Raw genomic sequence first — 15,473 nt, 5'->3', positions numbered from 1 at the left:
CGATGGTACTGCACCTGGGAGGGTGTGGGAGAGTAGGACGCCGCCGCAACACACCCAACCGGGGAGGGGGGAGAACCATTGTTGGTTCTCCCCCCCCCCGCCGTATCACACCCACACGCGCACACACGCGGTCACACCACCACACGCACACCTGAGTTGCACAGTTGGGGTGTGTCACGTGGCGAGGCTGTCGAGGATGGTTTGTTGCGCCCCGGGTTTGATGGAGGCAGTGATGACAGGAAGGATCACTGCCTCCATCAAACCCGGGGCGCAACAGTCGGGGAAGTGGATGGGGAATGCGGCGGGGGTGGGGGTGTACTCCCATGCTTCGCGCGTGGAAGGTCTGCGGGAGGGGCGACGGGTGAGCGGACGTCCTCGAGCGCTATTGAGAACTGCTAGCGGCAAGGCTATGATTTCGGGTACCCGAAAACTCTGTGAGAGAAGGTATCCGATGCATTCCGTCCGCACGTTCCTCGCGGGCACCCGTTGCCGCAGCGATCGCTCCGCTCGGCGTTCGACCCATTCCGCCGCCGCCCGCTCCGGCAGTCGCGCCTCCCGCGAGACTCCCGTCCCCTTCCCCCTCGCGCACGCGCGCGCCGCGTCCTCGTCGATCCGAGCGCGCGGCATCGGCGCCGGCCTGCTCGCCTTCTCGAGCGCGGCCCTCCTGGCAGGGTGCGCCGGCGCGACCAGCGGGACTGGAATGAGCGGCGCGGCCGACGCGCCGGTGTTATCGGTCGTCGCGACGACGACGCAGATCTGCGACTACACCACCTCGATCATCGCCTCCGCTCCGGCGGGCTCCGGCCTCGTCCTCGACAAGACCGGCGCCGATGGGCGCAAGGAGACGATCGCTCCGACCGGCGATCCCAAGCGACGCATCGCCCTCACCTGCCTTCTCGCGCCGAACGCGAGCGCCCATGAGCACGAGATGACGCCGCAGCAGGCCAAGGCATTGGCCCACGCGGACGTCCTCCTCGTCAACGGCGTCGACCTCGAGCACTTCCTCGACTCGGCCGTCGAGGCCTCGGGATTCTCCGGCGTCATGGGCGTTACCAGCGGGGTCCTCACCGCGCGTGAGATCGACGCCCCCGCGAAGACGCAGGCGTCGGAGAAGAACCTTCCCTACCGTGTCTCGCGCGGCGAGGGCCGGGTCGACGTCGCGAAGTGGCCCTTCCCGCCCTCGGAGGGCGAGTCCGCGCCCGAGTTCACCTACGATCCGCACGTGTGGACGAGCCCGAAGAACGCGGCTATCCAGGTCGCGAACATCGGCAAGTTCCTCGGCGCCGCCGATGAGGAGGACGCGGAGGCGCTAAAGGCGGGGGCCGACGCCTACGCGACGACCCTCGACGAGCTCGACGGGTGGGCCGCAGCGTCGATCGACTCGGTGCCGAAGGAGAACCGGGTGCTCTTCTCCTCTCACGACGCCTTCGGCTACTTGTCCGCGCGCTACGGCCTGGAGTTCATCGGCTCTGCGCTGTCCGACTTCAACGAGCAGCAGGACGCCACCGCCGAGCACATCCGCTCGGCCGCCGAACAGGTGCGGGCCTCCGGCGCGAAGGCGATCTTCGCCGAGAACTCGAACAACTCGAAGTCGATCGAGGCGATCGCCCGCGCCGCCGGCGTCACGGCCGTCATCGGCGACGACGCGCTCTACGGCGACTCGCTCGGCCCCGCCGGCAGCGCGGGGGAGACCTACGTCGGCTCGATCGCGCACAACGTCGAGACGATCGTCGGCGCATGGGGCGGAACCCTCGCCCCGGTCCCCGCCGACGTCGAAGCCGCGAAGTAGGAGGCCCCGAATGACCCCGGCGCTCCCGCTCGAGTTTCTCGACGTCTCCGTCGGCTACGACGGAGTCCCCGTCCTCTCCGGCGTCAACGGCAAGGTCCCGCCCGGGAGCGCCCTCGCGCTCGTCGGCCCGAACGGCTCGGGGAAGACGACCCTGCTCAAGGCCCTGGCGGGCGCCGTCGACGTCCTGGGCGGCGAGATCCGCGGAATCCCCGAGACGATCGGCTACGTGCCCCAATCGGCCGACCTCGATCCCGAGTTCCCCATCACCGCCGAGCAGGTCGTCGAGATGGGGCTCTACCGGCGCATCGGCTGGGGAAGGCGCCCGAACCCCGCGCATCGCCGGAGGATCGCCGACGCGATCGCCCGCGTCGGCCTCCTCGAGCGGTCGCGCACGAGATTCGGCGAGCTGTCCGGCGGTCAGAAGCAGAGGATCCTCCTCGCTCGGGCGCTCGTCGCCGACCCGGGGCTCCTCCTCCTCGACGAGCCCTTCAACGGCCTCGATCAGCCGAACCGCGACGCCCTGCTCGACATCCTCCGCGGGGCGGCGCGCCTCGGCACGTCGATCGTCGTCTCCACGCACGATCTCGTGCTCGCGCGCGAGGCCTGCGATCTCGCGATGGTCCTCTCCGGCGTCCAGGTGGCGTTCGGGACGGTCGACGACGCGCTCGCTCCCGCCCACCTCGCGCTCGCCTTCGGGTACGAGGCCGGGGCCGACGCTCGGATAGGGGAGTCCGCATGAGCGCGCTCGTCGACGGCTTCGCCTCGTGCGTGGAGGAGCTGCGCACGGTCCTCATGGACGTGCCCGGCCTCGGGGTCTTCGCGAGCGAGCCCTTTCTCTTCCGGCCGCTGCTCCTGCTCCTCGCCCTCGGGATCGCCGCGGGCCCTCTCGGCGCCCTCGTCAATCTGCGGCGCGCGGAATTCAACGCGGAGGCGACCGTTCACGCGGTCTTCCCCGGCCTCGTCATCGGATTCGCGCTCGGCGGTATCGACGGCGTCTTCCTCGGCGCCGCACTCGTCGGCGGGATCGTCGCAGCGGTCCTCACGGCGGCATCGCGCCGTCCCGGCGGAAACGAGGGGGCGACCGCGGTGCTCCTCGCGAGCTTCTTCGCCGCCGGACTCACGATCTCCCTGCGCAAAGGCGACATGTCCGGGCAACTCGAGGCCCTCATGTTCGGCAGACTCCTCGAGTCGACCGACGCGGACCTCCTCCGGACCCTCATCGCCGCAGCGCTCGTCCTCCTCCTCGTCGGCGCGACATGGAAGGAGCAGATCGCGGTCGCCTTCGACAGGGAGGGGGCGAGGGTCATCGGCATCCGCCTCGTCGTGGTCGACGCGACCCTCAACGTCGCGATCGCCGGCCTCGTCGTCGCCGCCTCCGCGGCGCTCGGCGTCCTCCTCGGCATCGCCTACCTCGTCATCCCCGGCGCGGCCGCCCGCCTCCTCGCGCCCGCGCCGATGTCACTGGCCCTCGCAGCGGCGGGAGTCGGAGTGGTCGGCGGGATCGCGGGCCTCGGCCTCGTCCTCGTCGACGCTCCGCGCCCGCTCTCCCCCCAGGGCGTCGTCGTCCTCGCCCTCCTCGTCCTGCTGCTCGGGGCCGTCGCCGTCTCGAGGCTCCGCTCGACCGCCGGGGAGGCTCGATGATCGGTATGACCGAGATCCTCGCCCTCCCCGTCCTCGAGCTCCTGCTCGTCTCCCTGCTCTGCGGCGGCGTGGGCGCGCTCGCACTCCTCGACGAGAAGATCTTCTTCGCCGAGTCCGTCACGCACGGCACCTTCCCGGGAGCCGTCCTCGGCGTTGTCGTCGCGGCCGGCCTCGGCGCCGGGCACGCCGCACTATCGGTCGCGCTCCTTTCCGGAGCCCTCCTCCTGTGCCTTCCGCTCGGCGCGCTCATGCGCGGCCTCGAACGACTCCCCGGCATCTCCAGCCAGGCGGCCGCCGGCATCGTCCTCTCATCCGGCTTCGCGCTCGGGTATGTCCTCGCGAAGTGGTGCGCGCCCCTGCCCATCCGCATCGAGGGATTCCTCACCGGCTCGCTCCTCACCGTCGACGCGGTCGATGTCGCGCTCGCGGGCGCCGGGTGCCTCGCGCTCGGCCTCGTCCTCGTCGCGAGGGGGAGGGCGGTCCTCCACCGCGCCTTCGACCCGGTCGACTTTGCGGCCGCGGGCGGGAACGCGAGACGCACGGAGGGGATGCTCATCGCCCTCGTCGTCGCGGCCGTCGTCCTCTCGATCCCCGCCGTCGGAACGGTCCTCTCGATCGCCCTGCTCGCCGCGCCCGCCGCAGGGCTCGCGCCGCGCATGCGCTCCCTCCGCGTCTTCCTCCTCGCGGCGCCGATCGCCGCCGTGCTCATCGGCTTCGCGGGGCTCTCCGTCGCACTCGCCCTCGACCTCTCCGTCGGCGGGACGATCGGCATCGCCTCGGGACTCTTCTACGCGGGCTGCCGCCTCCTTCCCCGGCGGATCGGGCGTGCGGCCCCGACCTCGTCGATCGCCCGCGCGCCGATGCCGCACGAGCGCACGAAGGCGAACGAACGGGTCGGCGTCCGCGGGAGGACGGAGGTGACGCGGGCGGGCGGTCAATGAGACGATGAACGCGTGGTGAACGACGACATCCCCGTCCAGCGTCCCGGTTCGATCCTTCTCGCGGCGACCCCGATCGGCGAGATCGGCGATGCGTCGCCGCGTTTCATCCGGGCCCTCGGCGAGGCCGAGGTCGTCGCCGCCGAGGACACGCGCCGACTCCTCGCGCTCGCCGGGCGCCTCGACGTCCGGATCAACGGCAAGCTCATGAGCCTCCACGACCACAACGAAGCTGATCGCGCCGAGCAGGTCGTCTCCCTCGCCGAGGGCGGCGCGCGCGTCCTTCTCGTCTCCGACGCCGGCATGCCGACCGTCTCCGACCCCGGCTTCCGAGTCGTCCGCGCCGCCGTCGAGAGGGGGGTGGAGGTCTCCGCGCTGCCCGGCCCCTCCGCGCCCGTCACCGCGCTCGCCGTCTCCGGCCTGCCCTCCGACCGCTTCTCCTTCGAGGGCTTCCTCCCGCGCAAGGACGGCGAGGCGCGCGCCTACCTCGGAGCTCTCGCCTCCGACCCGCACACCCTGATCTTCTTCGAGTCCGCCAAGCGCCTCAACGACACGCTCGTCCGCATGGCCGAGGCATTCGGAGGATCGCGCCGCGCCGTCGTCTGCCGCGAGCTCACGAAGGTCCACGAGGAGATCCTGCGCGGCGGCCTCAACGAGCTCATCGCCCGGACCGTCGGCGAGGTCCTCGGGGAGATCACCATCGTCGTCGCCGGCTACCGCGGTCAGGGCAACGCCGACGACCATGTTGAGACCGTCCTCGCGCTCGCGGCCGAGGGCATGCGTCTCAAGGAGGCCGCCGCCGAGGTCGCCGAGGCGACCGGACTGCGGAAGAACGATCTCTACAAGGCCGCGCTCCGGCGCCGCGACGAGGCCCGCGACGCCGCCGAGGACGAGGCCGAGGACAAGAAGAAGCGGAAGAAGAAGCACTGAGTCGCGCGGGCCCCTCGGTCGCTCCCGGCACGTGGGCGCGTGCGCGCGCCGACCCGGTGAGCGCCCGGCCCCGCCCTCGTCGATCGACGCCGAGCGACAGGTTATCCATCGAAATCGACAGGTTGTGCAGGATTCCTCGCGCGCAAACGGTTCCGAGGGGTTGAATGCCGCATAAGAGGACGGATTCGAAGGCGGATCCGGTCCCGGCCCATCAATCCAATGGAGGATCGACTCATGCCTTCGACGCCGAAGCGCCGCATCGGAAGAACCGTATTCAGAATCATCCGAGGACTGCTTAAAGCCCTCGTCGCCGTCCTCATCCTCGCCCTCATGTGGGTCGCGAACGCGATGCTCCCCGGATTCGGGCGCATGGCGAACTCCGTGCTCGGCTACCACCAGTCCTGGGACAACTCGAAGGCGAACGCCGACGGGCTCGACCTCGAGTACAACACGGCCGACTACGACAAGGACTCCATCAAGGCGGCCGAGGACGCCCTCGACGAGCAGATCGGCGCCGAAGGGTACGTCCTCCTGAAGAACGACGACGGCGCGATGCCCTTCGACAAGGGGACGACCTTCTCCTTCTTCTCCGAGGCGTCCAAGGTCCTCGGCGCCTCCCAGTCCATGGTCTCCATGGTCACCGGCGCCTCCGGAACCTACGACGGGCTCAACGCCGCCTTCGAGAACGCCGGCCTCAAGGTCAACACGACCCTCGAGGACGTCTACCTCAAGGGCGCCTGCGCCGACTATAACCTCGGCCCCGGATCCGTCTCCTTCGGCGACGACGAGGACTTCTCCATCAACGAGTGCCCCCTCGACGCGCTGAAGAGCTCCGGCGCCCTCGACTCCGCGAAGGACACCGTCCCCGTCTTCGTCCTCAAGCGCGTCGCCGGCGAAGGCCGCGACATGCCCCGCTCCATGTACAACCACGCGACGAGCGCCGAGGACAAGGCCCGCTCCTACCTCGAGCCCGACTCGACCGAGCGCGAGATCCTCCAGTACCTCAACGACGCCTACGACCAGGTCGTCCTCGTCGTCAACACCGCCTCCGCCCTCGAACTCGACTGGGTGAAGGACTACCCGTCCATCACCTCCGTCCTCACCATGCCCTCCGCCGGGACGACCGGCATCAACTCCTTCGCGAAGATCTTCACCGGCGAGATCAACCCCTCCGCCCGCACCGTCGACACCTGGGCCGCCGACGTCGCCGCCTCGCCCGCCGCCCAGAACTTCGGCGACTACCAGTACGTCGACGCCAACGGGAAGCTCACGAAGTACAACTACGTCTCCTACGAAGAGGGCATCTACGTCGGGTACAAGTACTACGAGACCCGCTACGAGGACACCGTCCTCGGCCAGGGCAACGCCGGCGACTTCTCCTACGCCGACGAGGTCGTCCACCCCTTCGGCTCCGGACTCTCCTACACGACCTTCGACTGGTCCGATTACGCCCTCTCCTGGGACGGCGACGTCGCGACCGCGACCCTCACCGTCACCAACACCGGCGACCGCGCCGGCAAGGACGTCGTCGAGCTCTACGCGCAGAGCCCCTACACCGACTACGACAAGGCGAACGGCGTCGAGAAGCCCGCGGTCGCCCTCGTCGGCTACGCGAAGACCGACGAGCTCGAGCCCGGCGCCTCCCAGACCGTCGAGGTCGTCTTCAACAAGGACCAGCTGAAGTCCTACGACGCCAAGGGCGCGAAAACCTACATCCTCGACGCCGGCGACTACTACGTCACCGCCGGCCGCGACGCCCACGCCGCGACCAACAACATCCTCGCCGCCAAGGGCAAGACCGTCGCCGACGGCATGACCGACGAGGGCGACGCCGCGCTCGTCGCGACGTGGACCCCGGGCAACGCCGAGGTCGACACGACCACCTACGCGACCGACTCGGCGACCGGCGTCGCCGTCACGAACCGCTTCGACGACGCCGCCGGCGACCTCGCCTACCTCACCCGCTCCGACTGGACCGGAACCTTCCCGACGCACGACGGAACGCCTTCCGACCAGATCTCTACCTGGGGCAACGAGATCAACGGAACCGACGCCGAAGGCGCCCCGGCCTCGTACCTCTACACGAAGACCGCGGACGAGCAGCTCCTCGCGAAGCTCGACTCCACCGACTCCGGGAACCCCGTCGACCCCGCGACGATCACCGACGCGCCCGTCTACGGCGCCGACAACGGGCTGACGCTCGCCGACCTGCGCTGCGCCGCCTTCGACGACCCCAAGTGGGACGACCTCCTCGACGAGCTCACCCCCGCCGACTACGACGTCTCCATCGCCCGCGGCGGCTACGGCACCGAGTACCTCGAATCCATCGGCAAGCCCTTCTCCGTCGACGCCGACACGGCCGCGGGCCTCATCTACGGCGGCTCACGCGGAATCGGCGGGCGCATGTTCCCGACCCCGGTCGTCGTCGCCCAGACCTGGAATCAGGACATCGCCTCCGCCTACGGCGAGATGATCGGCAACGAGTCACTCATCGGCGGCGCCAACGGCTGGTACGCCCCCTCGATGAACATCCACCGCTCCGCCTACTCCGGCCGCAACGGCGAATACTTCTCCGAGGACGGCTACCTCTCCGGCGTCGTCGCCGCTGCCGAGGTCACAGGCGCCGCATCCAAGGGGATGTTCGCCACGATCAAGCACTTCGCCCTCAACGACCAGGAGAACCACCGCGGCGACCGTGTCGGCCAGTACTCCATCGCCACGTGGGCGAACGAGCAGTCGATCCGCGAGATCTACCTCAAGCCCTTCGAAATGGTGATGAAGGCCGGCACCGTCGACCTCGCCTACACCTCCTGCGACGGCTCGACCTGCTCGCGCTCCACGACCTCGTACCCCGTCGCCCAGGGCGTCATGACCGGCTTCAACCGCATCGGCGCCACCTGGACGGGCGGCTCCTACGCGCTCCTCACGAACGTCGTCCGCGAGGAGTGGGGCTTCAACGGATGGATCCTCACCGACAACGCGAACACCGGGCAGTTCATGGACGCCGCCCAGATGATCGCCGCCGGCGGCGACTCGAAGCTCACGTACAACGACCAGTCCTCGATGTGGGCCTTCGATGAGAACAACGCCGTCGACTACCACTACGGTCGCATCGCCATGCACCACCTGCTCTACACGATCGCCAACTCGCACGTGATGAACGGGTCGATGCCCGGCTCGATCTACAAGCCCGGCTGGCAGATGACGAGCCGCATCGCGGCGGGCGTCAACGGGGTCGGCGGCCTCGTCCTCGTCCTCCTCGGATGGACGACGTGGCGCAACCACAAGAAGTACACAGCCGAGCGCGCCGAGCGGAAGGCGCTCAAGGCGCAGGCGGCGCCCGCCGCGTGACCGGGTGGGCATAGAGCCGGGGCGGGGGATCGAGAAGGACAGCACTCGATCCCCCGCCCCAATTGCGTGCGGGGCCCGGCGGTGGCGGGCACCGGGGTTCGCGCCTCGGCGCTGCGCTCCGCGCCGCTGAAGTTCAGCGGGAAGCCGACCGCCTCAGTGCGAGGGGACCTCCGGGACGCCCGCCTCCGCGAGGCGCCTCGACGCCGCGGCGCCGGTCTCAGCGGAGACCGGCTCAGTGAGATCGGAGAGCACGCGGACCTCGAAGCCCGCCGCCTTCGCGTCGAGCGCCGTCTCGCACACGCAGTGCGACTGGGCGAGTCCGACGACGTCGACCCGGTCGACGCCCGCCTCCTCGAGATGCTCCTTCAGCGTTCGTCCGTCCTCGGCCTCGCCCTCGAAACCCGAATAGGCGGCGGCGTACTGGCCCTTCTTCACCGCGACGTCGGCGCGAACGCCGGCGAGCGCGGGGTGGAGGTCGGCCTCGGGCGTGCCCGCGACTCCGTGCGGCGGCCACGTGTCGACGTAGTCCGGCGTGTCGGAGAAGTGCGCGCCCGGGTCGATGTGCCAGTCCTGCGTCGTCGCGATGAGCGCGTAGTCGCCCCGATGTTCGGCGATGAAGGCGGCGATGCGCTCGGCGCAGGCGTTCCCGCCCTCGACGGGGAGGGCGCCGCCCTCGCAGAAGGTGGGCTGGACGTCGACGACGACGAGTGCGCGGGTCATGGCTGCTCCGATCGTTCGGGGATCCGACGTTCTCACGCTAGTCGATCGACGAGGGCGGGGCTGGGCGCTGGACGTGCGGAGGAGGAGATCCCCTCGACGGACGAAGGTAATGCTTTCGACGAAGAAAGGTAATGCTCTCGGTGAGGGCGCTTCGACGCGGGAGGCGCCCGACGACTAGGCTGGGGAACCATGAGTCGCATTCTCTCCGCCGTCGCCTGGCCCTACGCCAACGGCCCCCGCCACATCGGACACGTCGCCGGATTCGGAGTCCCCTCCGACGTCTTCTCGCGCTACATGCGCATGGCCGGACACGACGTCCTCATGGTCTCGGGCACCGACGAACACGGCACCCCGATCCTCGTCGCCGCCGACGGGGAGGGCGTCACCGCCCGCGAGCTCGCCGACCGGAACAACCGGCTCATCGTCGAGGACCTCGTCGCCCTCGGCCTCTCCTACGACCTCTTCACCCGTACGACCGCCGGCAACCACTACCGCGTCGTCCAGGACATGTTCCGGACCGTCCGCGACAACGGCTACATGGTCGAGCAGGTGACCCGCGCGGCGATCTCGCCCTCGACCGGGCGCACCCTGCCCGACCGCTACATCGAGGGCACCTGCCCGATCTGCGGCACGGAGGGCGCTCGCGGGGACCAGTGCGACGCCTGCGGTAACCAGCTCGACCCGACCGACCTCATCGACCCGCACTCGCGGATCAACGGCGAGACCCCCGAGTTCGTCGAGTCGACCCACTGGTTCCTCGACCTTCCCGCCCTCGCCGAGGCGCTCTCCGCGTGGCTCGACGATCGCGAGGCCTCCGGCACGTGGCGCCCCAACGTCATCAAGTTCTCGAAGAACTTCCTCGAAGACATCCGCCCGCGCGCGATGACCCGCGACATCGACTGGGGCATTCCGGTGCCCGGCTGGGAGGACCAGCCGACCAAGCGCCTCTACGTGTGGTTCGACGCCGTCATCGGCTACCTCTCCGCCTCCATCGAGTGGGCCCGCCGCTCCGGCGACCCCGAGGCGTGGCGCCAGTGGTGGAACGACCCCGAGTCGCTCTCCTACTACTTCATGGGCAAGGACAACATCGTCTTCCACTCGCAGATCTGGCCGGCCGAACTCCTCGGCTACAACGGCCAGGGCGCGAACGGCGGTAAACCCGGGGACCTCGGCGTCCTCAACCTCCCGACCGAAGTCGTCTCCTCCGAGTTCCTCACGATGGAGGGGAAGAAGTTCTCCTCCTCGCACGGCATCGTCATCTACGTCCGCGACTTCCTCGCCCGCTACCAGGCCGACGCGCTCCGCTACTTCATCTCCGCCGCGGGCCCGGAGACCTCCGACTCGGACTTCACCTGGGCCGAGTTCGTCCGCCGGACGAACGGCGAGCTCGTCGCCGGATGGGGCAACCTCGTCAACCGCACCGCCTCGATGATCGCGAAGAAGTTCGGCGAGATCCCCGCCCCGGGCGAGCTCGAGGACATCGACCGCGCGCTCCTCGACGAGATCTCGAAGGGCTTCGACACCGTCGGCGACCTCATCGGACACCACCGCCAGAAGGCCGCCCTCGCCGAAGCGATGCGCCTCGTCGGCGAGGCGAACAAGTACGTCACCGACACCGAGCCCTTCAAGCTCAAGGCCCCCGAGCAGCAGGCCCGCCTCGCGACGGTCCTCCACACGCTCGCCCAGGCCGTCGCCGACCTCAACCTCATGCTCTCCCCGTTCCTCCCGCACGCCGCGAACGACGTCGACCGGGTCATGGGCGGCGAGGGCGCGATCGCCCCGATGCCGCGCATCGAAGAGGTCGACGAACTCGACCCCGAGGTCCTGCCCGCCGCCTTCGACGGCCGCACCGGCTACCCGATCATCACCGGCGACTACTCGACCGCCCCGACCTGGGAGCGCCACGAGATCAGCGTCGGCACGCCGATTGCGAAGCCGACCCCGGTGTTCGTCAAGCTCGACGAGTCGATCGTCGAGGAGGAGCTCGCTCGCTACGCGGACTCGACCCCCGACGACGTCACCGGCGCCTGAGACCGGCAATCGACGAGAACGCGTGAGGGGCGCGGGGCCATGGCCCCGCGCCCCTCACGCGCATGATGACGGCTCGCCGGCCCGCCGACTCCCCGGAATCGGCGCACCGCCCCGGCCTCGTCGACCGCAAGGCGCGAGCCGGGCGCCGGGGGAGCCGCCTGCGAAACCTCAGTAGTGCGTGGTCACCGGCGTGCCGAGGTCCGCCCAGGTGAAGACCTCGTGGGCTGCGTCCACCGGCAGGTTGACGCAGCCGTGCGAACCGCCGACCGACCCGAGTCCGAAGGTCGACACCCACGGCGCGCCGTGGATCGCGTAGGACCCGGTGAAGTAGGAGACCCAGGGGACGTCCCTCGCGCAGTACGGCCAGCCGGGCGTGCACCCCATGTCCTGCTTCTGATACTGGAGGTAGACGTGGTAGAGGCCGGTGACGGTCTCATGTCCGGGCGAACCGTGATTGATCGCGTAGGGGCCGAGGACGACGGACTGCCCCTCGTAGGCGGTGAGCCGATTCGTCGACAGATTGACGTCGATCCACTTCTCGCCCTCGGCCATCGCGTAGGAGTAGCCCTCGTGGCCGGCCATGACGGGCCGGGTTTCGACCGGGGCGGGGACCTCGTCGTAGTCGAAGTCGCCGGTGAAGTCCTCGCCCGCGCCGACCTTCTTCACGAGGTCGGCGGCGACCGCCTCGACATTGTTCGCCTTGAGACCGGTGGCGCCGGGGCGCGCGCCCTCGACGACGACCGCGCCGGACGCGTCCACGTTGTCGATCCGTGGCGTCGGGGCGACGTTCGTCTTCTCCGCCGTCGCGCCCACCCAGGAGGCGACCGCCCTCGCGTCGAGCGTCGGCTCGCCCTCGCCGGGGGTCGGCAGCTTCACCCAGGCCGCCTTCTCCGCGGGCGCCGCCGAGTAGGTCTCGACGCCGTCGGTGACCTCGACCTTCGGGGCGACGAGGGCGTTCGCGCGTTCGGCGAGAGCGGTGGCCTCCTCGGTCGTGGCCTCCGGATCGGTTTCGGTCGCCGTCAGCGTCGCCGTCGTCGGCTCGAGGGCGTCGAGCGCCTGATCGATCGCGCGCTCGAGCGGGGCCGGATCGACGAGGATTCCGCGGGCTCCCGGCGTCGCCGTGAAGACCCCTTCGGCGTTCGCGGACACGGAGGCGTTGGCGGGCGGGGCGCCCTGGGCGGCGCCGAAGTCCGCCGCGTAGGCCTCCGCCCGCTTCTCGTCGCGGGAGACGACGAGGGGGAGGGACTGCGGATCCACGAGGGCGGCGAAGCGCCCGGGAAGGGATGCGGAGGCGGCGATGACCGCGTCGGCGGTCGCCGCCTCGTCGACGTCGACGCCGAGATCGGCGAGGGCGGCGGTCCGCGTCTGCGAGCCGAGCGAGACCTCGATCGTCGCCTTCTTCTCGAGGTCGGCGATCAGGCGCTCGACCTCGCCGCGATCGAGACCGCCGACGCCGTGGGAGGCGACGGTCGTACGTGGGAGCGCCCGCTCCGCGAAGCTCGTCGCGTAAGCGGCCGAGCCTCCGGCGAGCGCGAGGACGGCGGCGGCGCCGGTGAGCGCCGCCGCGAGGGCGCGTTTCGAGTGCATGAGCGTCATGGTGATTGCATGGTAATGGTGCGGGGCGGGTTCGCGAAGTCCGGTCCCTCGCCCCCCACCGCGGCGCGACCGTTCTAGGGGCGATCGCGCTTAGTCGAGGGCTCCTTGTCGACGATGAGCGCCGCCCCGATGAGGGCGAGGCCGAGGACGCCGACGAGCGAGATGAGCACGACCGGCACGTTGATGACGTCGAAGAACGCCATCGTGATGAGGAAGACCCCGGTGAGCAGGACGATGCACGCCCACACGAGCTGGCCGACCCTCACCCCTCCGGAGGGGGCGGACGGGGCGCCCTCCGGGGCGTCGGCGGCGGTCCAGACCTTCTGCTCGCCGCCGGCCGCGGCGGGGGAGTGACCGGTGGGGGACTGTCCGGCGGACGCCGCGGAGCCGGCGGGAGCGCCGGACGCGGCGGGAGCGTCGGACGCGGCGGGAGCGTCGGACGCGGCGGGAGCGGGCGATGAGGCGCCGGAGTAGGCGGACCGCGCGGGAGCGGACTCCTCCGCGTCGCGCCAGTGCGCGCCCGGCGCCGTGGCCGGGGCGTCGGCCGTGCCGGCGGCCGACCACACCTTCGGGGCCGAGGAACGCGGGGCGCCGGCGGCCGAGTTCGAGGCGGACGGGGTCGACGTGGCCGCGGTCGGCATCGGCGTCGTCGGCGCGGCCCCAGTCGGGATCGGGAGCGGAGTCGTCTCGTCGAGAGAACGATCGTCGGTCATGAGAGCCTCCTGTCGGCGTCGAGGAGCGGTCGTGCGAAGAGCGCGGTGGTGGTCGAGGCGGTCGCGGAGTGAGCCGTCTGGTGGGCCGACGCTGAGCCGTCCGCGGTCGAACCGGAGGCGGCGCCCGACTGGGGCCCGTTGTCCCGGGAGTCCGCGGCCCCCGCGCCGGCGGACTGGGCCTCGTTCGCGGCCCCCTCGTCGGAGGACTGCGCGCCGTCGGCGCTCGCGGCCATGTCCTCGGAGAAGTAGAGGGAGTTGAGCCATGACTCGACGCGGATCGTGATGCCGTTGTCGGCCGACCACGTCGCGGATCGGGCGACGACGTCGGCGCCGCCGTAGGCGGATTCGCAGGTGCGCAGCTTGCTCACCCAGTCGGCGGACTCGGGGACGTCGGAGCCGGTCCAGTAGGCGGCGACGACGTCGGAGATGCCCGAGGAGCAGACGATCCGGACCGGCTGGTCCTGACGGGCGGAGATCGTGAGGTCGACGACCGAGGAGCCGACGGTGATGGTCGTCGTCGTTCCCTCGGGCGCGCCCGTGAGGTCGAGTTGAGCGGACCCCGAGGAATCGGCGGTGAGGGTCGTCGCGCTCCAATCGAAGTAGCTCGTCCCCTGGGAGAAGTCGAGGCCGCTCGTCGACCCGTAGGACTGATAGGAGGCGCCGACGAGCGCCGTCGGCATCGCGAGAAGGCAACCGATGACGGAGAGGGCGACGAGCCAGGCGGCGCCCCTGCCCCTCACGGACGCGACGACGAGGGCGACGCCGACGATGAGGAGGCAGACGCCTCCGCCGATGAGTCCGAGGCGCACGCCCATGACGCCGCCATCGGTCGAGCCGTCCTTCATGAAGCGGTACATCGCCCAGAAGGTCGCGGCCATCGCGAGGAGGACGAGGCCCGTGACCGCGAGATTCGCGCGGCGCGACACCGAGCGGCGCTCGACGAGCACCGGCGGGATCCAGCCGTCGAGCGGCGCGGACTGGGGCACGTACGCCTGAGGACGCGGCTGCGGGGCGTAGGGCCGCTGCGACCGGGGATCGGGCGCGGGCGCCGCGTACGCGGGGGAGGCGGGTCCGAACGCGGGTCCGCCGGGCGTCTGCGCGTGTCCCGGATCGGGGACGCCGCCCTGACCGGGCGTGGGCGACTGAGCCCACGGACTCCCCGCCTGAGCAGAAGTGCCGTAGGGGCCGGGCCGGGCGGCGCCGGAGGACCACGGCGAGCCGAGGGGCCCCGTCGGCGGGACCTGTCCGGCGCTCGCGCGGGCGCCCTCGTGAACCCGAGAACGACCGGAGAGCGCGAGGACGACGACCGCCGCGATGAACCCGAGGGCCGCGATCGACGCGAACCACGAGAAGGTGGAGCCGGACGACAGGGTCGCCGACATCGGGAAGATCGAGGTGAGGCCGAGCAGGACGAGGAGCCCCGCGCCGAACTGAGCGGCGTCGAATCGGCCCGCGAGGAACTCCTCGGCGTGGATCCGCCCGTCGCGCTGCTCGGGGAGGAGCGCCCACGCGGCCCCGTAGACCGCGAGGAGCGGGGCGCCGAAGACGAGGGCGACGAGCACGACGCCGCGGACGAGGACGAGATCCCAACCCGTCCGAGCCGAGATCGCGGCGCACACGCCGCCGATCGTCCGGTTCTCCGGGCGGAACCAGCCCGAAGCGCGCAGGGTGTCGAAGAAGCCGCGCCTCGGCGGGCGCGGCGCGCCCTGGCCGTAGGGGCCGGGCTGAGGCCCGGGGAACATCGAGTCGTCCATGAGGACAACT

11 protein-coding genes are annotated in these 15,473 nt (G+C 70.7%); 7 read left to right on the top strand and 4 right to left on the bottom strand.

Annotation, left to right across the window (positions count from 1 at the left end; translation table 11 throughout):
* Positions 1 to 451: 451 nt before the first annotated feature.
* The 6 genes from DY157_RS07035 to DY157_RS07010 all read left to right on the top strand — a co-directional run bounded on the left by DY157_RS07035 (position 452) and on the right by DY157_RS07010 (position 8,649).
* Entirely contained in the window at positions 452 to 1,789 is a 1,338-nt protein-coding gene (locus tag DY157_RS07035) for a metal ABC transporter substrate-binding protein (RefSeq protein ID WP_235827094.1), read from the top strand.
* 10 nt (positions 1,790 to 1,799) lie between these two features.
* Positions 1,800 to 2,528, top strand: a complete 729-nt coding sequence (locus DY157_RS07030; protein WP_115727839.1) for a metal ABC transporter ATP-binding protein — start codon at positions 1,800 to 1,802, stop codon at positions 2,526 to 2,528.
* Positions 2,525 to 3,430 carry a metal ABC transporter permease gene (locus DY157_RS07025; RefSeq protein ID WP_115727838.1) on the top strand — a complete coding sequence of 302 codons (906 nt, stop codon included), beginning with the start codon at positions 2,525 to 2,527 and terminating at the stop codon, positions 3,428 to 3,430. The genes DY157_RS07030 and DY157_RS07025 overlap by 4 nt, the downstream gene beginning before the upstream one ends.
* Complete coding sequence (locus DY157_RS07020; protein ID WP_235827093.1) at positions 3,427 to 4,371, top strand: metal ABC transporter permease; 945 nt, start codon at positions 3,427 to 3,429, stop codon at positions 4,369 to 4,371. The genes DY157_RS07025 and DY157_RS07020 overlap by 4 nt, the downstream gene beginning before the upstream one ends.
* Positions 4,372 to 4,383: 12 nt before the next feature.
* Entirely contained in the window at positions 4,384 to 5,298 is a 915-nt protein-coding gene (gene rsmI / locus DY157_RS07015) for a 16S rRNA (cytidine(1402)-2'-O)-methyltransferase (protein WP_115727836.1), read from the top strand.
* A gap of 234 nt (positions 5,299 to 5,532) precedes the next feature.
* Complete coding sequence (locus tag DY157_RS07010) at positions 5,533 to 8,649, top strand: glycoside hydrolase family 3 N-terminal domain-containing protein (protein ID WP_115727976.1); 3,117 nt, start codon at positions 5,533 to 5,535, stop codon at positions 8,647 to 8,649.
* 153 nt (positions 8,650 to 8,802) lie between these two features.
* Here the strand turns inward: DY157_RS07010 and DY157_RS07005 are convergent, their stop codons facing one another.
* Positions 8,803 to 9,369, bottom strand: coding sequence for an isochorismatase family protein (locus DY157_RS07005; protein WP_115727835.1), 567 nt, complete (start codon positions 9,367 to 9,369; stop codon positions 8,803 to 8,805).
* Between the two features lie 189 nt (positions 9,370 to 9,558).
* Here DY157_RS07005 and metG point away from each other — a divergent pair, with 189 nt between their 5' ends.
* Positions 9,559 to 11,400: a methionine--tRNA ligase gene (gene metG, locus DY157_RS07000; protein ID WP_115727834.1), complete on the top strand. Its 1,842-nt coding sequence runs from the start codon at positions 9,559 to 9,561 to the stop codon at positions 11,398 to 11,400.
* Positions 11,401 to 11,568: 168 nt separating this feature from the next.
* Here metG and DY157_RS06995 read toward each other — a convergent pair whose 3' ends face one another.
* The 3 genes from DY157_RS06995 to DY157_RS06985 form a co-directional block, all read right to left on the bottom strand.
* Positions 11,569 to 12,996, bottom strand: a complete 1,428-nt coding sequence (locus DY157_RS06995) for a L,D-transpeptidase family protein (protein WP_115727833.1) — start codon at positions 12,994 to 12,996, stop codon at positions 11,569 to 11,571.
* A gap of 74 nt (positions 12,997 to 13,070) precedes the next feature.
* Entirely contained in the window at positions 13,071 to 13,709 is a 639-nt protein-coding gene (locus DY157_RS06990; protein ID WP_115727832.1) for a hypothetical protein, read from the bottom strand.
* Positions 13,706 to 15,463 (bottom strand): PspC domain-containing protein, encoded by a 1,758-nt coding sequence (locus DY157_RS06985; protein WP_160159476.1) that lies wholly within the window; start codon positions 15,461 to 15,463, stop codon positions 13,706 to 13,708. The genes DY157_RS06990 and DY157_RS06985 overlap by 4 nt, the downstream gene beginning before the upstream one ends.
* Positions 15,464 to 15,473 lie beyond the last annotated feature (10 nt).

The sequence above is a fragment of the Actinomyces culturomici genome (genome assembly GCF_900499005.1).
GTDB classification, from domain to species: domain Bacteria; phylum Actinomycetota; class Actinomycetes; order Actinomycetales; family Actinomycetaceae; genus Pauljensenia; species Pauljensenia culturomici.
Note: the sequence above shows the minus strand (reverse complement) of the source record. Positions and strands in the feature narration are given on the sequence as shown.